The sequence below is a fragment of the Paraburkholderia sp. UCT31 genome, assembly GCF_014397655.1.
In the GTDB taxonomy this organism is placed as follows: domain Bacteria; phylum Pseudomonadota; class Gammaproteobacteria; order Burkholderiales; family Burkholderiaceae; genus Paraburkholderia; species Paraburkholderia tuberum.
Genome location: NZ_VZQP01000007.1, coordinates 203790 through 225065 on the forward strand (window position 1 = coordinate 203790; position 21276 = coordinate 225065).

The following is a 21276-nucleotide window of genomic DNA, read 5'->3' on the forward strand; positions in this document are numbered from 1 at the left end:
CGTAACAAATGGTGAGCACCGCGGTGAACGCCGGCATGAGCGCTGGCATGATGCCCGTGCAAATTCTTGCGTGACCACGGAGCGTGTCTGCTTCTATCCGGCACGCATGACGCACCCGCTGTCGGCGCGCCACGCCGCGCGCTAAATCCTTTGCGCTTCTGTGCCGGCTAGATTAAATTGTGCATCGCTACCGCGATCCAACGTTTGCGGCGCGACCCCGGCAAGACGGACAAGAACCGGGTGCGTCGGCGGACGTCGCGGTTTGCCGGTTGCTGGTATTCAGCCTCTCTCGCCTCTTGCACATCGTGTCACAGCCGTTGATGGCCGTCGCTCACGCGCGCGTTCGCGCGATGACGGCCGCCCGTAGTCGTAACGATGCCGCTTGTTCATGCGGTCCAATGTGAAACCAAGGAGAAGAGAGCTATGAAGACGGTCGGTTTTCTGAAAGCACTGGGTCCGGTTGTGGCGATAGTGGTGGCGTGCAACGTGTACGCCCAAAACGCTCCGGCAACCGATACGGCGTCGGCGGCAGCCGCCGTCAAGGCCGGCAAGGCAGCGAATCACGAACTTGGCCGTAAGGTGCGCCACGCGCTGACGAAGACCCAGGGTCTCGACGTGTCGCACATCGCCGTGCGCGCGCGCGGCGGCGCAGTGACGCTGACCGGCTCGGTGCCGACCGAGGGACAGATCGATGCGGCCGGCGAAGCCGCCAAGGGTGTCGACGGCGTAACGTCAGTGTCGAACAAGCTCAAAGTGGTGCAGCAGTAAGCGGTACGCGTGCGCGCGGCGCCGCAAGGCCCGCGTCGCGCGGTGGTGCGCAGCGGCTTGGTGCATGGGCGCCGTCACCGGCGTCGCGTAGACGGTTTGACGCCGCGCTTGCATCGCGTCGCGAGGTCTATCAACCTGGAGGCTCCGGCATGTTCGCCGGAGCTTTTTTTCGCCGCCGGTTTTATGGCGTGGCACTCGCGAGATTTGCGGGACCGCAGCAATGCGGCTTGCCGCACGCACAGGTCCTGATGGAGGCGCGGCCGTCGCGGATTCGTGCGCTGCGACACATTACCGACGCATCGCGAGGCGTACTGTGACCAAGAGGGAAGGGGGAGCCAAGGTCATGGAAACCACGCTGTTTCGCTATATCGATCTGCCGATCGGCGATCGCGCGGCATTCGAACTGGTGTGCGCGCGACACGGTTTCGCGCCCGCGCATTTCGACATCAGCGCGAGCGCGGCACCCGGTGAGCCGGCGCACGAGCGGGTCGTCACCGTGCGGCGCGGCAGCTGGTCACAGTCGTATTACGACCGCCACGGTCAGTGGGTCAGGCAGTTCGAGGCGGATCTGACCTGCCGGTTTTTCAAATAGACACGGGTTGCGGTGTGCGCGCTTGACGCGTCTTCAGCGCCTCACGACAACACCAGCCGCACGCCGACCAGCGTCAGCGTCGCGGCGAGCAGATTGCGCAGCAGCGCGTCCGGCGCGCGCGAGGCCAGATAGCTGCCGATCGCGATGCCGGGCAGCGATCCCACCAGCAGCGACAGCAGCATCGACCAGTCGATCGAGCCGAGCAGCCAATGTCCGGCGCCCGCGAGCAAGGTCAGCGGCACCGCGTGCGCGATGTCGGAGCCGACGATGCGCGTCGTCGGCAGCATCGGATACAGCAGCATCAACACCGTCACGCCAATCGCACCCGCGCCCACCGACGTCAACGACACCAGCACGCCGAGGGTCGCGCCGGTCAGCATGGTCAGCGCGAGCGTGCGTGCCTGGCTCGGCGCGCGTTGCTTGCGCGCGCCGAGCGCCGCGAGCTGCGGACGGAACACCAGCGCGATCGCGGTAATCAGCAGCGCCGCGCCGAGCACGACCTGGATCAGCCGGCCCGCGCCAGGCGTATCCATTCCATAGCGATGCAGCAGGATCAGCGTGACGGTCGCCGCGGGCACGCTGCCGGCCGCGAGGCGCAGCGTGACCTGCCAGTCGACCGAGCCCTTCAGCCCATGCACCAGCGTGCCGGTCGCCTTGGTGGCGGCCGCGTACAGCAGGTCGGTGCCGACCGCGGTGGCAGGGTGCACCTTGAACAGCAGGACGAGGATCGGCGTCATCAGCGAGCCGCCGCCGACGCCCGTCAGCCCGACCAGAAAGCCGACGAACAGGCCGGAGACGGAGTACAGCAGATCGATGTGGGGTAGAGCCATTGAACGGACAGCTGACGCAGCGCGGGTGAAGGGTTGGGGCGGCAAGGCCGGCGGACGCGCCGGGTGGGTGCGGCGGCGTGCGGTGCGCTGCACGGCCGCGTCGGCCGGCGCCTCAGCGGCGAAAGGCGCTATTGTCGCAAAACTGCCGCGCCGGCGTGCGCCACTTGTTCAGGGGGAGCGCGTCGCGGCTGGCAGCGGGCTGCGTTCGGCGTGTACGGCGCTGATGTGCCGCGTGGCGTGTGAGGTGCCGCTCAGAGCGCGCGGCGGATTTCGACGACGCCGAACGCCGCGAGCGTGAAGCCGACCACGCGATCGATCGCGATGCGTAGCCTGCTGCCGATCGCATGACGCGCGAGCGACACCATGGTCACCAGACAGCACCACCACGCGATCGAGCCGGCGAACACACCGCCGACCGTCGTCAGCGCGATGGCCGGCGAGAACGCGCCGCGTGGCGCGAGCGTCGTGAATAGCGCCGCGAACATGATGACGGTCTGCGGATTGGTCAGCGTTAACAGCAGCGCGCTCGCGTACGCACGCAGCGCGCCGGCGCGGCCGATCTGCGCGAGCTTGCCGTTGCCATTGCCATTGCCATTGCCGTCGGCGGTTTCAGCGGGCGGCTTCTGCAGCAGCGCGCGCACGCCGAGATACAGCAGGAACAGGCCCGCGAGCAGATGCAGCGGGCGGTCGTACGCGAGCATGAACTGCGAAATGCCGACGAGGCCGAGCGCCGCGATCAGCCCGTAGGCCGCGTCGCCGCTGGCGATGCCGAAGCCGATCGCGAGTCCCGCGCGCGGACCGCCGCTCAGCGTTCGGCGGATGCACAGCATGCCCATCGGGCCGACCGGCGCGGCGATCGCGAGGCCGACGCCGGCGGCCGTGAAAAACAGACTGGTGGTGGACATGGGCGGGTTCTCGAGCGTTGTTCTGGTTGGGGCGGTCGCCTGCGGGCAGCCGGCGCACCCGCCAGCATAGCCAGACCGGAAATTGCGGGCAAGGGCGGGGATGGGTGAGACTCGACGCGCGATGACTCGCTTCAGCGGATCGGCCAGCATGGCGATGAAAGCTAACATCGCCCCGCTCGCTTACAACGGCTTTTTTGTCAGAAAAACAAAAATGCCGCTCAATGCCGCTTTTTTGTTTGGCCGTGATATCGGGAAAAAATCGCCTAAAAATGAGATGGCCAGAGCAATCGTTAATATCTGTCAATGAAGTTTTGTCTCAAATTAAAATCATTGACCGTGCTCCCGTTTAGATGCTTAATTCGCCGAGTGTTTTCTGGAAAATCAAAATAGGTCAAATGGGACAGCAGAAACAGGCAGGTGCCGCGGGCGAGGAAGAGTGTCAAGTTTGTCGTGTCACCTATTCAATATACTCAAACTTCCCGCCAATGCCGTCTGCAATGGCGATGAACGTCGAAACTGGCGAATGGTTTCCGCAGGATAGGCTTCGGTCGTATTCGAACGGTTACGAAATGGCCGACGCCCTGGGTTATGCATGGGCGTGCGATTGCCGCGGTCGCACGGCAGCCTCAGCGCTGACGTCGAAAATTCGCACTCACGACGAGTATTACGTGCTCAAAAAAAGCGATGGCCAACCCCTCGCCAACGTGCGTTACAGAATTGTTGTTGACGGTAAACGGGTGATAGCGGGAACCACAAGCCAGAGCGGACACACTGTGCGCGTAGTTACTCGCGGAACAGCAAGCCTCAAACTTCAATTGGAGAAATAGGAATGCCGGAAAGTCCGGATTGGCTAACGGTTCACGACACCGCGTGTACGAACACAAACCCGGACTCGTGCGTTGAAGTTCGGATTGCAGCGAACCTGTTGTCGTGGAATATTCCAGACAACAGTTACGGCGACAAGTTGCCTATCATTCCCTCATCCTCGCGTGTGATGCGCGGAAGGATTCTGTACCGTCTGGCTATCAAAGTCATAGTGAAAAGTCGTCGACGAAATTCTGTTTTCGGTCGCACCATATCTATCAGCAGTAGCCGTCCGAACGACACAGTACAGGTCTCGGGCCCAACCGATTTAGACGGTTGCGCGACGGTTATTCTCGAATCGCGCGAATCAGGAGACTTGACACTTGCGGTCGCCGACGAGGATATAACGGCGGTTCCTCTGCGGATAAAGCTGAAAGAAGCATGGTACGAAGCTGGCTTTCAGGTTACGCATTACATCATTGCAGACGAACGTGATGCGCACGGCCCAATGGTTCAGGCGCTTGGCGTGTCTGGAAGCCATCGGCAAGACTTCCTATATGGTGCAACCGGCGTACCAATGCAGGGAACAGGCGAGACGTTGGATCATCGTTTCGTCCGGTGGAATGGTGGCGGCAACGGATGGCATAAAAATGCAGCCGGAAATCCGGATATCCTTAACAAGCCTGCACAAGCGCGCCTGAGTGAAACTGACGCCGCACATGGTCGGTTTGCTGATGTAGTGGCGAATCGTTCGATAGCTATTGATCCTACCGTTATTCCCGGGCGTTCGCGGGTTTATATTGCCTCTTGCGACGGTAGGCGAATAGTCGGCGAGCGGTCTGCCGATGATACGGGCGGTGGCATTCGCGGCGCACATATCGACCACTTCAGTGGTCCCGGAAGCGCGGCGACGCGCGCATGGCAAGCATCCGGAGGGGATCTCCAGAACGCCCGTGTCAAATTCCTGGGTTATTAAATGAAAAAAGCTTTTCCTCTCCTGTTGTTTTTTCCATTTGTCTCTTTCGCGCTAGATGGGACGGGATCGGTCGATTTTGATTCGACAATCATTCCGCTATTGAATAAAAACTCCGTTTTGAGAGAGCTCGTGCTTTGTAACTTCGATATCGTCGGCGATCCAATGGGGACGCGAATCGGCGACATTCAATCGAAGGCTCTAGGAGGGGATAGAATCGGGCCTTACTCAATGTGGGCAAATTGGCACGGGAATTCCGGTGTAAAGCCAGTGATTCTCACTATAAATACGCACACTGATTTTATCGACGCGCGCGGGAAGAAGGTGGGAGGCGATTTGAAAAAGGCGATTCGCATTCAAGAATACATCGAGAGTGTGACGATAGAGCCGCCGGAAAAAGACCAGCCGGAATCTGTCCCCGGTGGACTAAAGCACAGTATCGAGCCACAGACGTGCTCGGAAAAGAATGGCCAACGCGGCAGATAGCGCGCGATGCTGCCTCGTTCAGGCGTGGCTCCACGCAGTCGGGTCACGCAAACCGGCGCCACCATTGAGCAATAGGGTTATGGATAAACAACGTTTAGCACAGGCACTCAGCGCCTGGTTGTTCTGTACGTTGCTTGTGCCGACTGCCTACGCAGAAGGGGCGGTTAGCTTCAACGATAATATCGTGCCAATGCTGAAGGATCGCCCGCAATTCAAGGAATTTATATTGCAATCGTTTTCGGTTGCAGATACGGGATGGGGAGTCCGAATAGATAGTCCGACAATGCCCCATATGGGCGGCGCGCGAATGGGGCCATACAGGTTCCAGGCTATCTGGCATAGTCCGCATGGCGGCACTCCTATTACTCTTGTAATCGATACTAAGACGGAGTTTTTTGATAGCCACCGTCGGCAAATAACCGGCAGCGATCTACGCGAAACCACCTCAATTACGGAAACGCTGGAGTCTATCGGAGTCGAGCCACCCGAAGCCCAATAGCTTCCGAACGGTACGGCTGCAATAATCGCCTCGCTTTACGGGGCTTTCCGTTCGAGCGTCAAGCGTGGGAAGCGTGAACGCACCGAAGGTGTGCTTCGTTGATGCGTGGCCGCGAGCACCTCCTTCAGTTGGACGATCCAGCAATTTCCTCCCAACTCCCCAGAATCCAGGTGCCAGATTACGCAAGTGCCAGAAACCCCTCCGCGGCTTTCAACGATGACCCATAATTCCCCCACCCCCAATCCACGAATCCGCTGCGCCGATGTGGCAAATCGATCAGGTGACGCTGCGCTTGTTCATCGCCGTGTGCGAGGAAGGCACGATCGCGCGCGCGGCCGAGCGTGAGTTCATCGCGCCGTCGGCGGTCAGCAAGCGGCTCGCCGATCTCGAAGCGCTCGTCGATGTCGCGTTGCTGTCGCGCAGCCAGCGCGGCGTGCGCGCCACCGCCGCCGGCGAAGCGCTGTTGCGCCACGCGCGGCTCATCATGCGCGGCCACGAACGCCTGCAGGCCGAGCTCAGCGAGTACGCGGCCGGCGCGCGTGGGCATGTGCGCGTGCTGGCGAACGTGTCGTCGATGGTGGAGTTTTTGCCCAAGGCGTTGTCGGCGTTTCTGCAGGCGAATCCGGCGATTCGCGTCGACGTCGAGGAGCGCGTCAGCGCGGACATCGTGCGCGGACTCGAAGAGGGCGTCGCCGATCTGGGCATCTGCCGCGACACGGTGCCGCTCGGCAGTCTCGACACGCTGCCGTATCGCGCCGACCATCTCGCGCTGATCGTGCCGCGCGCGCATCCGCTCGCGGGCGAGACGCAGATCGGCTTCGAGCAGACGCTCGGGTTCGATCATCTGGGGCTCGCATCGAATGCGTCGGTCAATGCGCTGATGCAGCGCATCGCGCTGGAGAAGGGCAGCGAGTTGAATTACCGCACCTATGTATCGACGTTCGACGCCGCCTATCGCTTCATCCAGGCGGGTCTCGCGGTCGCGATCCTGCCGCGCGAGGCGCTGTCGCGCCATGCGGCCGACGAGTACGGCATCGTCGCCGTGCCGTTGCGCGAGGCTTGGGCCGCGCGGCGCTTCGTGATCTGCATGCGCGATCGCGCGGCGTTGACGCTGGCGGCCGCGCGATTGCTCGAGCATCTGCTGAGCGCCAGATAAGACGGGCGACGCACCTCGTCACCCACGCCTTCGCCACCTCCCCAGACAAACCCCTAGGCATTTCACCCAGGCGAGCGCCAAAGCCCGCCCCATCGGCCTGAGCGGCCATCGCGAGCGGCGATGGTGTGCTTCGTCAAAGCAGACTTTGCCGCGCGTCGTCACGCGGGCACGCTGTGACCCAGTCAGCGCATCACTTCCATCCAACGGGCCTCTGAAGCCCGCGTCCACGACCAGGATTCCAACCAATGAATGAAACCCGCGAGCGCGTCGTCGTGACCGAGGTCGGTCTGCGCGACGGTCTGCAAAGCATTGCCCGCATCATGTCCACCGACGACAAGCGGCGCTGGATCGACGCCGCCTACGCGGCCGGCGTGCGCCACATGGAGGTCGTGTCGTTCGTGCCGGCGAAGCTGCTGCCGCAAATGGCGGACGCCGCCGAGGTAGTCGCCCACGCCCGTAGCTTCGACGATCTCAGCGTGAGCGCGCTCGTGCCGAACCTGAAGGGCGCGCAGCACGCGCTCGAGGCTGGCGTAGAGCGCATCGTCGCGCCGATTTCGGTGAGCGCCGCGCATAGCGTCGCGAACGTGCGCAAGACGCCCGCCGAGATGATCGACGCGTTCGCCGCGATGCGCGAGCTGATCGATGGCGCGTCCCCGGCAGGTGGGCGCCGCGCCGAGTTGATCGCCGGTTTGTCGACGGTGTTCGGCTGCACGCTGCAGGGCGCCGTGCCGTACGCGGATATCGCCGCGATCGCGCGCGCCGCGGTGCAGGCCGGCGCCGACGTGATCGCGCTCGGCGATACGACCGGCGAAGCGACGCCGCGTCAGGTCGGCGAGGTCATCGAGCTGGTGCGGGACGTCGCGGGCGACAGGCTGCGCTCGCTGCATTTCCACGACACGCGCGGCCTCGGGCTCGCCAACACGCTGGTCGCGCTGCAGCACGGGATCCGCGAGTTCGATGCGTCGCTGGCTGGTCTCGGCGGCTGTCCGCATGCGCCGGGCGCAACCGGCAACGTCAATACCGAAGACCTCGTGTTCATGCTCCACAGCATGGGCTACGACACCGGTATCGACATCGCGCGGCTACTCGCATCGCGCGCGGTGCTGGCGCAAGCGCTGCCGGGCGAGCCGCTGTACGGCTATCTCGCGCGAGCGGGATTGCCGAAACAGTTCGCGCACGCGCAAGCGGTCGCGCGCGACTCCGCCAGCTACGCCGAATCTTTGCGTTGTCCCCATTCTTCCGTTCCGCAGGTGCCGCAATGACTCCGCTTTCCTCCGCTACTTCAGCTTCGTCGTCGACGTCCTCGCCGCAGCCGGGTACCTTGCCGCTCGCGGGCATCCGCGTGATCGAGTTGTCGCATATGGTGATGGGTCCGACCTGCGGCATGATTCTCGGCGACCTCGGCGCCGAAGTGATCAAGGTCGAGCCGCCGCGCGGCGACAGCACGCGCCGGCTGCTCGGCACCGGCGCGGGCTTTTTCCGCACCTTCAATCGCAACAAGAAGAGCGTCGCGCTCGATCTCGACAGTGAAGCCGGTCTCGCCGCGCTGAAGCAACTCGTCGATAGCGCCGACGTCTTCATCGAAAACTTCAAACCCGGCCGCATGGCGAGTCTCGGCCTCGATTACGCGACGCTGCGCGAGCGCAATCCGCGGCTGATTTACGTGTCCCACAAGGGCTTTCTCAATGGTCCGTACGAACATCGTCTGGCGCTCGACGAAGTCGTGCAGATGATGGCGGGCCTCGCGTACATGACCGGTCCGGTGGGCCGTCCGCTACGCGCGGGCAGCTCGGTCAACGACATCATGGGCGGCATGTTCGGCGCGATCGGCGTGCTGGCGGCGCTGCACGAACGGCACGCGAGCGGCTGCGGCAAGGAGGTGCAGAGCGCGCTGTTCGAGAACTGCGTGCTGCTCTCGGCGCAGCACATGCAGCAGTTCGCGGCGACCGGCGTGGCCGCCGCGCCGATGCCCGAGCGCATCAGCGCCTGGGCCGTCTACGACGTGTTTACGCTCGCGCACGGCGAGCAGATGTTCATCGCCGCGACCGGCGACGCGCAGTGGCGCGCGCTGTGCGCGATTCTCGAACGCGACGATCTGCTCGCCGATGCGCGCCTCGCGACCAACAACGACCGCGTGCTCGCGCGCGGCTGGCTGCTGCAGACGCTCGGCGAAAGCCTGAGCCGTCTCGACGGCGCGACGCTCGTGCCGCTGTTCGAGCGCAATCACATTCCGTTCGCGTCCATCACGAAGCCCGAGGAGTTGTTCGACGATCCGCACCTGAACGCGAGCGGCGGCCTGGTGCCGCTGACGCTCGACGACGGCAGCGAAACCGCGATGCCGTTGCTGCCGATTTCGCTCGACGGTGCGCGTCTCGGGCCGCGTCGGCCGATCGCGAAGATCGGCGAGCACACCGTCGAGGTGCTGCGCGAACTCGGGTTCGACGACGCGCGGATCGCGGAGTTCGGCGGTGGCGTGCAATCGCGGGCGCCGCGCGCGGCTGCGTGAGCGTCGTGCCGCGCTTGACCCGCTGCAGCGGGCAATAGACCAATAATTCTGGAGACAGACGATGAAATCGTCGAATCAGGCGATGTACTCAACGGCGCTCGGCGATGCCGGCGCGCTCGACGGCTCACCCACGGACGCGGGCGCAGATGCAGCAGGCTCGGACCGCGCCGGCGCGATCGCGCTCGACGGCGCGCGCATTTCCGCGCGGCTCGACCGGCTACCCGCGACCCGCACGATCTGGCAGCTCGTGATGCTGCTGAGCTTCGGCATGTTCTTCGAACTCTACGACCTGATGTACTCCGGCTATATCGCGCCGGGACTCGTGCACAGCGGCCTGCTGACGGCCACGACGCGCGGCCTGTTCGGCACGAGCGGCGTCGCGAGTTTCATCGCCGCGCTGTTCGCGGGCCTGTTCATCGGCACGGCGGCGTGCGGCTTTCTCGCCGACCGCTTCGGCCGGCGCGCGATCTTCACCTGGTCGCTGCTGTGGTACACGGCGGCCAACGTCGTGATGGCTTTCCAGCATACGGCGCTCGGATTGAACTGCTGGCGCTTTATCGCGGGGATCGGCATCGGCGTCGAGATCGTCACGATCGGCACGTATATTTCCGAACTCGTGCCGAAGCACATTCGCGGGCGCGCTTCGGCGTGCTCGCAGGCGGTCGGCTTCTGCGCGGTGCCGATCGTCGCGTTCCTGTCGTATCTGCTGGTGCCGCAACGCCTGTTCGGTCTCGACGGCTGGCGTGTGGTCGTGCTGATCGGCGCGATTGGCGCGATCGTGGTGTGGTGGATTCGCCGCGGCTTGCCGGAGAGCCCGCGCTGGCTCGCGCAAAAAGGCCGCCTCGACGAAGCCGACGCGGTGATGACGCGTCTCGAAGCACGCGTCGCGCGCGAGTATCGGCGCCAATGCGGCCTGCCGTTGCCCGAGCCCGCGCTGCCCGAACCGGTGCGCGCGCGGGCCGCGTTTCGTGATCTGCTGGTGCCGCCGTATCGCAGGCGCACGCTGATGCTGATCATCTTTCACGTGTTCCAGACGATGGGCTACTACGGCTTCGCGAACTGGATTCCGACGCTGCTGATGAAGCAGGGCATCACGGTGACGACGAGTCTGATGTACGCGAGCATCATCGCGATCGCGGCGCCGCTCGGGCCGTTGCTGGGGCTGCTGATCGCCGATCGCTTCGAGCGCAAGACCGTCATCGTCTGCATGGCGGCGGTCAACGTCGTGTGCGGACTCGCGTTCAGCCAGGCGCGCGAGACGGTGCTGCTCGTGAGTCTCGGCGTGTGCCTCGTGCTCGCGGGCAACATCATTTCATACAGCTATCACGCGTACCAGGCCGAACTGTTTCCGACCGGCATCCGCGCGCGCGCGGTCGGCTTCGTCTACTCGTGGAGCCGGATTTCGGCGATGTTCTCGGCGTTCGTGATCGCCGCCTGCCTCGGCCGCTTCGGCGTGAACGGCGTGTTCGTGTTCATCTCGGGGGCAATGGCGATCGTCATGGTCGCGATCGGTACGCTGGGACCGAAGACGCGCGATGTCGCGCTCGAGGATCTTTCGAAGTAGCTAGGAGTCCTGGCGAGTCTCGTCGTTGCTCGACAGCCGGTCCGATACGTTGCCGAGCAGCAGCGCGAGCAGCACCACGCCGATCATTGCGAACAGGAACCCGCCGATCATCGTGGCAAGTATCAGCGTGATCCATGAAATGCCGTTCATGTGTGCGGTCCAGCGCGTTTGTCGGGGGCATCGTAACCCGTTCAGAACCACTTCTATGTGCGCTTGCCCGCCGTAAACCTGTCAGGCGACGCCGAACTATCGTCGCGTCGTGCCATTACGCGGCGCGTTTTGCCCGGGTGTCACAGTCGTTGCGTAGGGATGGCGGACTTCGTTTGCTGTCCTCGATCCCCCTTGCGGAAACCTCGTAGTCCATTTCCGCAATCGGTTGGCGGAAATGCACCCGCTCGCACCCGACTTATTCCGCCATTGGCCCACCTATTGCGGGGGCGCTAAAGTCGTCCGATATCCGTGTTTCAGGTTTGAAACGTTAATCGCCACGTTTATATTCCCGCCATCAGTAAAAATGAATTAAATAATCTTTTCTGGCGCGTTGAGTGCTTGCATTGGACGGCGCAAGGGTCGGTTGCGCGGCGCTTGCGCGGATCCTCAGGGGACGTTGTCGATGGAGCCGGGCCCGCTTGGTAGGGGCGGGGGTGTTCCACTCATCAATAGCCGATCTCGGCAAAAAAACTCTTTTAAAATACGCTTCGGTGGGTACATAAGCCGGAGACACGCCGCTTTTCGAGTAGCCGCGCAGTGTGCGCTGGCGTACGCATTCATTTTTCAAATTGCATTAAGATTTGCGAGTGCATATTCAACCATATGCGGTTAGACGATTAATTCAGTGAAAAGACGGTCGTTTCGGTATTGTGCCGAATTGCACTGGCCGATCACGTATTCATAGTGCCAATATGTCTGCACTTTCGGACATGACGGCAGAGCGCCGGAGGCCGTCGCTATGATGCACTGCGCGGAGTTCGCATTGTGCGTGATCGTAAAAGGTGTAGTAGATCGTTTTCTGTCGAGAGGATGACTATGACCTGCGCGAGTCTGGAGTCTGCAATGCTGCGCTGGGTGCACGCTCCGAACAAGGGCGTGCGTCGTGTCGCGATTCTGTTGTTCAACGACTGCTCGCTGCAAGGGGCGGGCGTGATCGCCGAGGTGTTCCAGGCTGCCAACGAACTCGCCACCTCCGGTTCGGGCGCGTGGCTGTACGACGTGTCGTTCTTGTCCGCCGGCGGCGGCATGGTGATTTCGTCGTCGGGTTTGCGCGTCTGGACCGACGGACTCGACGCGCGCCATTACGGCGGCTTCGACGCGCTCTATGTGGCGGGCGGCAAGGGCGCGGCGGCGGCGGCGCGCGATGAGCGTCTGCTTGGATGGCTGCGGCGCGTGCGTCGCAACACCGCGATGATCCGGCCGATCGCCGAAGGGCGCGCGGTGCTCGACGCGGCGGCCCTGCCCGAGGACAAGGAAGAGAGCGACCCGCACCAGCCGGCCTTGGCCAGAAATGGCGCGGGCTCGGCGGAGCAGGGCGTCGTCGACCTTAGCGACCGGCTGGAATCGATGCGCAGCGCGCTCGCGATGATCAAGCGCGATCTGGGCAACGCGACCGCGCGCTCGGCTGCCGAGCGGCTGCTGTCCGACTCGTGCACGAACCTCGCGCCGCTGCTCGGCGAGGACGGCGGCATGAGTCCCGGCGCCAAGGTTCGCGCGGCGGCGCGCTGGCTGCAGGAAAACTGCCAGCAGTCAATTTCGATTGCGGATGCCGCGCAGTTCGCGGCGATGAGCGAGCGCAACTTTCTGCGCCGCTTCAAGATGGAAATGGGTATCACGCCGTCGAGTTTCCTGTTGCACGAGCGCCTCGCGGTGACGTGCAGCCTGTTGACCGAATCGGAATTGCCGGTCGACAAGATCGCCCGGCGCACCGGGATGGGCAACGGCGACCGGCTCGCGAAAGTGTTTCGCAAGCGGATGAGGATTTCGCCGACCGAGTTCAGGATTCAAAGCCGCCGCATGGCAGGCGAGTAGCACCGACGGAGCCAGCCCGGTAACCGCGCGTGACAGGCGGGGACCGGTCCGTTGTTCGTCGTACCTTGCAGATCGAAAAGGATTCCCGATATGTTGACGCAGGCAGGTGTGAGCGCCCGATCCGTCGAGCCGAACGGCGCAAGCGCCGGGGTTGCTGGCGCGCGCTGCGCACACATCGTCCCGGTCATTCTCGCGGGCGGCTCGGGCACGCGGCTTTGGCCGGTGTCGCGCGAAAACTTTCCGAAGCAGCTGATCGACGTGGTCGGCTCCGACTCGCTGCTGCAGGCGACCGCGCGGCGCCTCGAGGGCTTCCCGGCGGGCTGGAGCGTCGACGCTTCGCCGATCGTCGTGTGCGGCGAGGAGCATCGCTTCGTGATCGCCGAACAGTTGCATGAAAACGGCGTCGACGCGCGTCTGATCGTCGAGCCCGCGCGCCGCGATACGGCGCCCGCGCTGACGCTCGCGGCATCGCTCGCGTGCGCGGCCGGCGACGACGCGATCCTGATCGTGATGCCGGCCGACCACGCGATCGCGGACCTGCCTGCCCTGCAGCGCGCGCTAGCGTGCGCGGCGCACCACGCGAGCGAGGGCGCGATTGCGACGCTCGGTGTGCCGCCGACGCGCCCCGACACCGGCTTCGGCTATATCCGGATCGGCGCGGCATTGGCCGCTGGCGGCCACGCGATCGACGGTTTCGTCGAGAAGCCCGCCGAGGAAATCGCGAGGCAATACCTGGCGGCCGGCACCTACTGGTGGAATAGCGGCATCTTCGTCGTGCGTGCGCGCGTGTGGCTCGACACGCTCGCGGCGCTGCGGCCCGACATGCATGCGCCGTGCGCAACCGCGTTCGCGAGCGGCAAGCAGGACGGCGACGTATTCCGGCCATCGCACGACGCGTTCCTCGACGTGCCCGCCGATTCGATCGACTACGCGGTGATGGAGCGTTTGACCGAACCGCCGCCGGCGCAAGACGACAGCGCGAGCAACGTCGAAGCGCAAGGCGCGGCACAGAACGATATGCAAGCTCAAAGTCGAGCCACGGTCATTCCGCCCGGCGTCGTGATCCCGCTCGAAGCCGGCTGGTCCGACCTCGGCTCATGGGACGCGGTATGGGCCGCGATGGAGAAGGACCCGAACGGCAACGCCGGGCGCGGCCGCGTGGCGTTCGAAGGCGCGGTGTCCTGCTATGCGCATTCGGAAGGGCGGCTCGTCGCGTGCGTCGGCACCGCGAACGTCGTCGTGGTCGAGACCGCGGACGCGGTGCTCGTGGTGGATCGCTCGCATGTGCAGGACGTCAAGGGGCTCGTGTCGCGCATCAAGGCGCAGCACGCGCCGGAGGCCGACGCGCATCGCAAGGTGCGGCGCCCGTGGGGCTTCTACGACTCGATCGATCGCGGCGAGCGCTTCCAGGTCAAGCGCATCGTCGTGACGCCCGGCGCAAAGCTGTCGCTGCAACTCCATCATCATCGCGCTGAGCATTGGGTGGTCGTGCGCGGCACCGCGCTCGTCACGCGCGGCGAAGAGCAGTTCCTGCTCAGCGAAAACGAATCGACCTACATTCCGCTCGGCACGCGTCACCGGCTTGAAAACCCCGGCAGGGTGCCGCTCGAAATCATCGAAATCCAGTCGGGTACCTATCTCGGCGAAGACGACATCGTGAGGTTTGACGACAACTACGGCCGCTGCCCGTAGGCAGCCCATGCACGCCCCTTTTTGCGTACAGGAACGGCAGAACGAGGTAAGTAAAATGCGCAAGTTTCAGGATCTGCTCGCGCGGATTTTCGATGTCGCTCTGGTATTGGCGGGTGCGACCGTGGCGTCGCGGATCCGCTTTGATTATCTCGGCCAGTCGGGTTTCTACTGGGCGCTGGTGATGTTTTCGGCTGCGTTCGCGCTCGCGATCTTCCCCGCGTTCGGCGTCTACGAATCATGGCGCGGCCGCTCGAAGCTCGGGCTCGCCGGTCAGGTGTCGCTCGCGTGGCTGATCGTGCAGGCCTGCGCGCTCGTGCTGATGTACTCGCTGCATCGCATCGATATCGTGTCGCGGCTGTGGTTCTCGTACTGGACCGCGACGACGGGTGGCCTGCTGATCGCGAATCGGGTGATCGCGCACGCGGTGCTCGCGCGTGCGCGCGGCGCGGGCATGAACCTGCATCAGGTGGCGATCGTCGGCAGCGGTTCGCAGTGCGATGCGCTCCTGCGCCGCATCGAGTCGGCGCCGACCGCGGGCTTTCGCGCGACCGCCGTCTACAACACGCGCCCGGACGACACCGGCATAACGAATCCGCGCGTGCCGGTGTTCGATCGCGTCGATCTGCTGGCCGACTACATCCGCACCAACGACGTGCACGAGCTATGGCTGATGCTGTCGCTGTCCGAGGAGCCGCTGATCTGCGCGCTGATCGACGAGTTCCGCGACGACCTCGTGAATATCCGCTTCATGCCGGACGTGCGCAGCCATGCGCTATTCGAAGGCAGTGGCGTGGTCGATCTGCTCGGCGTGCCGGCGATCAATCTGGTCGCCTCGCCGCTGTCGGCCAACGCGATGCTGAAAAAGGAAATCTTCGACCGGCTGTTCGCCGCGGCGGCGATCGTTGCCCTCGCGCCGCTGCTGCTTGGCATCGCGATCACGGTCAAGCTGTCCTCGCGCGGACCGGTGCTGTTCAGACAGAAGCGCAAGGGCGCGGACGGCCGAGTGTTCACGATCTACAAGTTCCGCTCGATGCGCGTGCATACCGAAGCGAAGGGCACTTTGAGCCAGGCGACGCGCAACGACAAGCGCGTGACGAAAGTGGGCGCGTTTCTGCGCCGCACGAGCCTCGACGAGCTGCCGCAATTTTTCAACGTGTTGCGTGGCGACATGTCGGTCGTAGGGCCGCGTCCCCATGCGCTCGAGCACGACGACCTCTATCAGAAGGTGGTCGCGGGCTATATCAATCGCTACCGGATCAAACCGGGAATCACGGGCTGGGCGCAAATCAACGGCTTCCGTGGCGAAACCGACCGCATCGAGAAGATGGAGCGTCGCGTCGAACATGACCTGTACTACCTGGGACACTGGTCGTTCGCACTCGACATGCGGATCATCGGCGCGACGATTGTCGCCGGACTGGTGCATCGAAACGCTTACTAGAAAGTCGATAACAACGCCTCGGGGCGAAGGAGTAAAGATCATGAGCTCACTTGGTTTTCGCACAGGAAGTCTTGTGGTTTTCGCAAGCGCAGCATTGCTTTCCGGATGTCAGGTCGTACCGGGACAACGGATGGTCACGCCGGCCGCGATTCAGGAGACGGGTGGCGAATTCAGTACCGAAGCCTCGCAGCAGAAGCAGATTCCGATCACCGATATCAATCTGGAACTGCTGAAGAAGCTGAATGCCGACCAGAGTGCCTCGGTGTTGCCGCCGACGACGACGGGTCTGTTCGGCAAGCCGGCCATGTACAGGGTCGGCCCCGGCGACGTGCTGCAGATCGTCGTGTGGGATCACCCGGAACTCGCGGCCGCGCTGGGACAGCCGCCGACGACCTCGCGCCCTTCCGATGCAAGTCCGGGCTTCCTGATCGACGAGAACGGCGACATCCAGTTTCCGTACGCGGGCAACCTGCACGTCGCCGGCAAGGACGTCGCGACGATCCAGCGCGAGCTGCATTCGCGGCTGAGCAAGGTTTATCAGAAGCCCGAGGTGACGGTGCGCGTCGCGTCGTTCCGTAACGCGACGGTGTATATCGACGGCGAAGTGCGCACACCGGGCACGCAATCGATCAACGACATTCCGATGTCGCTGACGAACGCGATCGGCCTGAGCGGCGGCTTCAACACGACCGCGGATCGCAGCCGGGTCGATCTGATCCGCGACGGCAAGACCTATCGGCTGAACATCGACGACCTCATCAAGCGCGGCCTCAATCCGTCGGATATCTATCTGCAGCCGGGCGATACCGTGCGCGTGAACGCGCGCGAAGACAGCGGCGTCTACGTGATGGGCGAAGTCAACAAGCCGGCCACGGTGCTGCCGTTGCGCAACGGCTCGCTGACGCTGTCGCAGGCGATCTCCGACGGCGGCAGCTTCGACTCGAACACGGCCTCGGGGCAGCAGCTGTTCGTGATCCGCAATTCGACCAGCGACTCGCCGCAGATCTATCACCTCGATGCGACCTCGCCGGTGGCGATGCTGCTTGCGAACCAGTTCGAGCTGCAGCCGAAGGACATCGTGTACGTCGGTCAGGGCGGTCTGGTTCGCTTCAACCGTGTGTTGAACCTGCTGTTGCCTGCGATCAACGCGGCGGTGACGGGAGTCGTCGTGTCGAAGTGACGCATGCGTGACGCGATATCTGAACCGGCAGGCCTTGTTGGGTGAAAACATGGCAATCAATTACGAAAACCGTTACGCCGGCGTGTATGAACCGGGGCAGTTGCATCTGTCGGACTACGTGCGCACGATCGTGCGCGGTTGGCGCACGATCCTCACCGTGACGCTGATCGCGCTCGCGCTCGGTTGCGCATACGCGTTCCTCACGCCGCCGGTCTATCGTTCGGACGTGCTGTTTCACGTCCAGGACAGGACGGCGAACGCGGTGAACGTCAATGCGAACGGCCGGGACGCGGCGGCGCCGCTTCCCGGCGCGTACGATTCGAAGCCGTCGACCGCGGCGCAGATCGAGCTTTTGAAGTCGCGTCTCGTCACCGAGGAGGCGGTCCGCGCGCTGCACCTCGACATCACGGCGAAGCCGCGTTATCTGCCGGTGATCGGCAGCAAGATCGCCGGACTCGTGAACGGGCACTGGTGGTTCCGGCTGCCGTCGTTCTTCAACCTGCGCGGGTTCGCGTGGGGCAACGAGAGCATCGCGGTGTCGCGCTTCGACATGTCGAAGGACTTGTATGGCGAGACCTTCACGCTAGTCGCGGGCGCCGGCAACACCTTCATGCTGCGCGATCCTCACGGCAGCGCGATCCTGTCGGGGCGCGTCGGCGAGACCGTGCAAACCGATACCGCGGTCGGCCCGGTCACGCTGCACGTCGACACACTGGTCGGCGCGCCCGGCTCGCGTTTCGAGCTGACGCGCGCGTCGACGCTCGGCACGGTAGAGCGTCTGGCGAAGACGATGGTCGTGCAGGAAACGGCGGAGGACTCCGGCGTGATCCGCGTGAGTCTCGAAGGCGCCGATCCGGCGCTGACCGCGGCGATCGTCAACAACGTGGCGCGCCAGTTCGTGCGGCAGGATCTCGCGAGCCGTTCGACCGAATCCGACCACACGCTCGCGTATCTCGAACAGCAACTGCCCGACGCGCGCAAGGCGCTCGACGACGCGGAAGAGCGCTACGGCAAGTTCCGCAATACACATGGCGCCGTCGATCTCGGTGAAGAAAGCAAGCTGCTGCTGCAGCAGATCGTCGACAACAAGACGAAGCTGCTCGATCTGCAGCAGCAGCGCGCGGAGCTGTTGCAGCGTTTTACGCCGAATCATCCGATGGTCGCCGCGCTCGATGCGCAGATCGCCGCGTTGCAGGGCGCGCAGAGCACGATGAACCACAGCGTCTCGACGATGCCCGACACCGAGCAGACCGCGCTGCGTCTGCAGCGCGACGTGCACGTGAACACCGATCTGTACACGAACCTGCTCAACAGCGTGCAGCGACTGCGGGTCGCGCAGGCGGGGCAGGTGAGCGGCGTGCGCGTGGTGGACTTCGCCGAAACGCCCGACGATCCGGTGTGGCCGAAGCGCATGCTGGTGATCCTGATCTCGCTCGGCGGCGGCCTCGCGCTCGGCTTGCTGCTGGTCTTCTTGCGGCGCGCGATGCGCGGCGGCGTGGAGCGCCCGGACGAACTCGAGGGGATGCTCGGCGTGCCGGTATTCGCGGTGGTGCCGCGCAGCCAGACGCAGTTGCGCCTGCAGGAAAAGGTGTCGCTGCGCCAGCGCGGGCAGCATGTGCTGGCGCAACAGGCGCCCGAAGATATCGCGGTGGAAGGGGTGCGCAATTTGCGCACCTCGCTGCAGCTGTCGCTCGATCATGCGGCCAACAACGTCGTGATGATCACCGGCTCGCGGCCCGATGCGGGCAAGTCGTTCCTGTCGGTGAATCTGGCGACGCTGGTCGCGTCGGCGAACAAGCGCGTGCTGATCATCGACGGCGACATGCGACGCGGCGACGTGCATTCGCATTTCGGCGTCAGCCATCGGCCGGGACTGTCCGACGTGCTGTGCGGCGGCGATCTCAACGCGATGATCCAGCGCGACGTGCTGCCCAACCTCGACGTGCTCGCGAAAGGCACGCTGCCCTCGCACCCGGCCGAGCTGCTGATGAGCAAACGCTTCGAAGCGATGCTCGAGGTGTTGAAGCCGCAATACGACGTCGTGATCATCGACACGCCGCCGGTGCTCGCCGTGACCGACTCGACGCTGATCGGCAAATACGCGGCGACGACGCTGCTCGTCGTGCGGCATGGGCGTCAACCGCTGCATGAGATCATCGAAACCACCAAACGCCTGCGTAACGGTGGCGTCGGTTTGCGCGGCGTGCTGCTCACCGACGTGCCGCAGGAAGCGGCGTTTCTCGGCTCGGGGTATCAGGGCGGCTATTACGGCTACGACAGCATCGCCGGCTGACACTGCTGCCCGCGCGCGCGTCTTTCGGGGCGCCGCGCGGGCGGGCGTGATCGACTGCACGCCCGTGCCGCCGTCCCGCGAGATACCTCGCAATCCTTAGTGGTGACGCAGCAGATCGCGCAATGCGCGCGACTCTTCCGCCGTCGGCTGCATGGTTTGCCACGCCGACTCGTGCGACGCGAGCGCGACGAGCCGTTGCGCGGCCTTGCTGCTCGAATCGATCCGCAACGCTTCGTTGGCGTTGTGCGACGCGCACTCCCAATGTCCCACGTTGCTGCAGCCGCGCGCGAGGCTCAGCAACGCGTCGCGTTGCTGCTCTAGCGTGCTCACCTGGGCGCGCATGCTGCGCGCGTCGCGATTGTCGGGCTGCGCGGTGGTTACGGCGGCGAGGCGTGCTCTGGTCGCCGCCAGATTGCCTCGTTGCAGATAGCCGTGCGCGGCTTTCAGATTGCGCTCGGCGTCGGCGCGCTGTTTGTCGGCTTGCGTGAGCGGGGCGGCCATCGTGTCGGTGTTGGTGTTGGTGCTGGTCGACGCGACCGCCGTGCCACGCGGCGTGGGCGCGGAGACGGCCGCGCTCGATGTCTTCGTTGACGCTACGGCGCGCGCGGTCGTGACGACGGGCGGTGTCGGCCGCGCTGCGGTCGGCGTGGTCGCAACGACGGGCGTTGACGGTCGCGCTGGGACGGGCGCGGTCGCCACGACGGGTCGAGCCGATCGCGCTACGGCAGGCGCGGTCGCAACGACCGGCGGTGACGATGGCGCAACGGTCGGTGCGGTCGCCACGATGGGCGGGCTCGATCGCGTTACGGTGGACGCGGTCGCAACGACCTGCGTTGACGATGGCGCGACGGTCGGCGCGGTCGCCACGACGGGCGGTGCCGGTGGCGCGACGGGGGCCGCGTGCACGTTCGCCGGTTGCTGCCGCGCGACGACAACGGGACGCGGCCGTTGCGCGACGATCGACGCCGGCTTCGGCGCCGCGGCAACCGACGGCGCCGCATTCTGCGCAACGTTCTGTGCAGGGGCTTGGCCAGGGTTGTCCGGGCGCACCGTGCCGAAGACCGTGACCGGCGTGTCGACGCTCGCATCGTCGTCGTTGAGTAGAACGAAGCCGACGTACACGACGCCGAGCGTCGCGAGCGCGGCTGCGGCAAGCGCGAGCGGATGCCGCCGTCGACGCCCGCCCGGCTCGAACGTCGCTTCGTCGATCAGATCGTAGGGGCTCATCTTCGTTTGCGCGGAGCGTCGCGACGAACGGTCCGCGGGCAAGCTCGCGGCCGCTGGCAGCGGTTCGAGTTGCGTGCGCGATGCGCTCGGCGCCCGGGATCGCGCGGAGCGCTCGCCGGGCTTGTCGTCCGTATCGAACGAATCGATCGGCAGCGCATGGCATGCGGGACACGGCGAAAAGCGGCCCGGCAGCGGCACGCCGCAGTATGCGCAGTGATGGAAAAACGGCTGGTCGGAGGTCGTGTCGCGCGGCATGGCCGTGTTGCTCCACTGGCGCCGAAGGGCGGCGCCATCAAAAAGAATGAATGCAACGACGCCCGCAAGCGGCGTCGGCCGGA

Annotated in this window: 20 protein-coding genes; 16 read left to right on the forward strand and 4 right to left on the reverse strand. The window is 64.5% G+C overall.

The window, feature by feature from the left end:
* The first annotated feature begins 423 nt into the window (after positions 1-423).
* Together F6X40_RS07950 and F6X40_RS07955 are read left to right on the forward strand one after the other, a co-directional pair.
* Complete coding sequence (locus F6X40_RS07950; protein WP_187627365.1) at positions 424-768, forward strand: BON domain-containing protein; 345 nt, start codon at positions 424-426, stop codon at positions 766-768.
* A 343-nt stretch (positions 769-1111) separates the two neighbouring features.
* Complete coding sequence (locus tag F6X40_RS07955; protein ID WP_184041125.1) at positions 1112-1360, forward strand: hypothetical protein; 249 nt, start codon at positions 1112-1114, stop codon at positions 1358-1360.
* 41 nt (positions 1361-1401) lie between these two features.
* Here the strand turns inward: F6X40_RS07955 and F6X40_RS07960 are convergent, their stop codons facing one another.
* Positions 1402-2190: a sulfite exporter TauE/SafE family protein gene (locus F6X40_RS07960; protein WP_090803240.1), complete on the reverse strand. Its 789-nt coding sequence runs from the start codon at positions 2188-2190 to the stop codon at positions 1402-1404.
* 251 nt (positions 2191-2441) lie between these two features.
* Positions 2442-3095, reverse strand: a complete 654-nt coding sequence (locus F6X40_RS07965; protein WP_187627366.1) for a LysE family translocator — start codon at positions 3093-3095, stop codon at positions 2442-2444.
* A 121-nt stretch (positions 3096-3216) separates the two neighbouring features.
* Here F6X40_RS07965 and F6X40_RS07970 point away from each other — a divergent pair, with 121 nt between their 5' ends.
* The 9 genes from F6X40_RS07970 (at position 3217) to F6X40_RS08010 (ending at position 11083) form a co-directional block, all read left to right on the forward strand.
* Positions 3217-3402 carry a hypothetical protein gene (locus tag F6X40_RS07970; protein ID WP_187627367.1) on the forward strand — a complete coding sequence of 62 codons (186 nt, stop codon included), beginning with the start codon at positions 3217-3219 and terminating at the stop codon, positions 3400-3402.
* 43 nt (positions 3403-3445) lie between these two features.
* Positions 3446-3922 carry a hypothetical protein gene (locus tag F6X40_RS07975; protein WP_187627368.1) on the forward strand — a complete coding sequence of 159 codons (477 nt, stop codon included), beginning with the start codon at positions 3446-3448 and terminating at the stop codon, positions 3920-3922.
* 2 nt (positions 3923-3924) lie between these two features.
* On the forward strand, positions 3925-4875 hold the full coding sequence (locus tag F6X40_RS41825; protein ID WP_221307963.1) for a 3D domain-containing protein: 951 nt from the start codon (positions 3925-3927) through the stop codon (positions 4873-4875).
* A complete protein-coding gene (locus F6X40_RS07985; RefSeq protein WP_187627369.1) occupies positions 4876-5358 on the forward strand; it encodes a hypothetical protein in 483 nt (160 codons plus the stop codon).
* Positions 5359-5437: 79 nt separating this feature from the next.
* Positions 5438-5857, forward strand: a complete 420-nt coding sequence (locus tag F6X40_RS07990; protein WP_187627370.1) for a hypothetical protein — start codon at positions 5438-5440, stop codon at positions 5855-5857.
* A 262-nt stretch (positions 5858-6119) separates the two neighbouring features.
* The gene (locus F6X40_RS07995) at positions 6120-7013 is read left to right on the forward strand and encodes a LysR family transcriptional regulator (RefSeq protein ID WP_187627371.1); all 894 of its coding nucleotides are present in this window, start codon (positions 6120-6122) and stop codon (positions 7011-7013) included.
* A 245-nt stretch (positions 7014-7258) separates the two neighbouring features.
* Complete coding sequence (locus F6X40_RS08000) at positions 7259-8275, forward strand: hydroxymethylglutaryl-CoA lyase (RefSeq protein WP_187627372.1); 1017 nt, start codon at positions 7259-7261, stop codon at positions 8273-8275.
* A complete protein-coding gene (locus F6X40_RS08005) occupies positions 8272-9519 on the forward strand; it encodes a CaiB/BaiF CoA transferase family protein (protein WP_187627373.1) in 1248 nt (415 codons plus the stop codon). Before F6X40_RS08000 ends, F6X40_RS08005 begins: the two co-directional genes overlap by 4 nt.
* Before the next feature lie 61 nt (positions 9520-9580).
* Entirely contained in the window at positions 9581-11083 is a 1503-nt protein-coding gene (locus F6X40_RS08010; RefSeq protein WP_184065059.1) for an MFS transporter, read from the forward strand.
* Here the strand turns inward: F6X40_RS08010 and F6X40_RS08015 are convergent, their stop codons facing one another.
* Positions 11084-11233: a hypothetical protein gene (locus F6X40_RS08015; RefSeq protein WP_176109418.1), complete on the reverse strand. Its 150-nt coding sequence runs from the start codon at positions 11231-11233 to the stop codon at positions 11084-11086. It abuts the gene before it with no gap.
* A gap of 876 nt (positions 11234-12109) precedes the next feature.
* Between F6X40_RS08015 and F6X40_RS08020 the strand changes: the two genes are divergently transcribed.
* From F6X40_RS08020 to F6X40_RS08040, 5 genes are all read left to right on the forward strand, one after another.
* Positions 12110-13105, forward strand: coding sequence for a helix-turn-helix domain-containing protein (locus F6X40_RS08020; RefSeq protein WP_187627388.1), 996 nt, complete (start codon positions 12110-12112; stop codon positions 13103-13105).
* Positions 13106-13195: 90 nt separating this feature from the next.
* On the forward strand, positions 13196-14797 hold the full coding sequence (locus tag F6X40_RS08025) for a sugar phosphate nucleotidyltransferase (protein WP_187627374.1): 1602 nt from the start codon (positions 13196-13198) through the stop codon (positions 14795-14797).
* Between the two features lie 55 nt (positions 14798-14852).
* Positions 14853-16238, forward strand: coding sequence for an undecaprenyl-phosphate glucose phosphotransferase (locus tag F6X40_RS08030; protein ID WP_187627375.1), 1386 nt, complete (start codon positions 14853-14855; stop codon positions 16236-16238).
* Between the two features lie 40 nt (positions 16239-16278).
* On the forward strand, positions 16279-17418 hold the full coding sequence (locus F6X40_RS08035) for a polysaccharide biosynthesis/export family protein (RefSeq protein WP_187627376.1): 1140 nt from the start codon (positions 16279-16281) through the stop codon (positions 17416-17418).
* 49 nt (positions 17419-17467) lie between these two features.
* Positions 17468-19711: a polysaccharide biosynthesis tyrosine autokinase gene (locus F6X40_RS08040; RefSeq protein WP_187627377.1), complete on the forward strand. Its 2244-nt coding sequence runs from the start codon at positions 17468-17470 to the stop codon at positions 19709-19711.
* Between the two features lie 96 nt (positions 19712-19807).
* On the opposite strand, the gene F6X40_RS08045 is transcribed toward F6X40_RS08040, so the two are convergent.
* Entirely contained in the window at positions 19808-21193 is a 1386-nt protein-coding gene (locus F6X40_RS08045) for a hypothetical protein (RefSeq protein WP_187627378.1), read from the reverse strand.
* Positions 21194-21276 lie beyond the last annotated feature (83 nt).

Coding starts and splice junctions, on each gene's coding strand:
- F6X40_RS07950 (WP_187627365.1), top strand. CDS start 424: ATGAAGACGGTCGGTTTTCTGAAAGCACTGGGTCCGGTTGTGGCGATA.
- F6X40_RS07955 (WP_184041125.1), top strand. CDS start 1,112: ATGGAAACCACGCTGTTTCGCTATATCGATCTGCCGATCGGCGATCGC.
- F6X40_RS07960 (WP_090803240.1), bottom strand. CDS start 2,190: ATGGCTCTACCCCACATCGATCTGCTGTACTCCGTCTCCGGCCTGTTC.
- F6X40_RS07965 (WP_187627366.1), bottom strand. CDS start 3,095: ATGTCCACCACCAGTCTGTTTTTCACGGCCGCCGGCGTCGGCCTCGCG.
- F6X40_RS07970 (WP_187627367.1), top strand. CDS start 3,217: ATGACTCGCTTCAGCGGATCGGCCAGCATGGCGATGAAAGCTAACATC.
- F6X40_RS07975 (WP_187627368.1), top strand. CDS start 3,446: ATGCTTAATTCGCCGAGTGTTTTCTGGAAAATCAAAATAGGTCAAATG.
- F6X40_RS41825 (WP_221307963.1), top strand. CDS start 3,925: ATGCCGGAAAGTCCGGATTGGCTAACGGTTCACGACACCGCGTGTACG.
- F6X40_RS07985 (WP_187627369.1), top strand. CDS start 4,876: ATGAAAAAAGCTTTTCCTCTCCTGTTGTTTTTTCCATTTGTCTCTTTC.
- F6X40_RS07990 (WP_187627370.1), top strand. CDS start 5,438: ATGGATAAACAACGTTTAGCACAGGCACTCAGCGCCTGGTTGTTCTGT.
- F6X40_RS07995 (WP_187627371.1), top strand. CDS start 6,120: ATGTGGCAAATCGATCAGGTGACGCTGCGCTTGTTCATCGCCGTGTGC.
- F6X40_RS08000 (WP_187627372.1), top strand. CDS start 7,259: ATGAATGAAACCCGCGAGCGCGTCGTCGTGACCGAGGTCGGTCTGCGC.
- F6X40_RS08005 (WP_187627373.1), top strand. CDS start 8,272: ATGACTCCGCTTTCCTCCGCTACTTCAGCTTCGTCGTCGACGTCCTCG.
- F6X40_RS08010 (WP_184065059.1), top strand. CDS start 9,581: ATGAAATCGTCGAATCAGGCGATGTACTCAACGGCGCTCGGCGATGCC.
- F6X40_RS08015 (WP_176109418.1), bottom strand. CDS start 11,233: ATGAACGGCATTTCATGGATCACGCTGATACTTGCCACGATGATCGGC.
- F6X40_RS08020 (WP_187627388.1), top strand. CDS start 12,110: ATGACCTGCGCGAGTCTGGAGTCTGCAATGCTGCGCTGGGTGCACGCT.
- F6X40_RS08025 (WP_187627374.1), top strand. CDS start 13,196: ATGTTGACGCAGGCAGGTGTGAGCGCCCGATCCGTCGAGCCGAACGGC.
- F6X40_RS08030 (WP_187627375.1), top strand. CDS start 14,853: ATGCGCAAGTTTCAGGATCTGCTCGCGCGGATTTTCGATGTCGCTCTG.
- F6X40_RS08035 (WP_187627376.1), top strand. CDS start 16,279: ATGAGCTCACTTGGTTTTCGCACAGGAAGTCTTGTGGTTTTCGCAAGC.
- F6X40_RS08040 (WP_187627377.1), top strand. CDS start 17,468: ATGGCAATCAATTACGAAAACCGTTACGCCGGCGTGTATGAACCGGGG.
- F6X40_RS08045 (WP_187627378.1), bottom strand. CDS start 21,193: ATGCCGCGCGACACGACCTCCGACCAGCCGTTTTTCCATCACTGCGCA.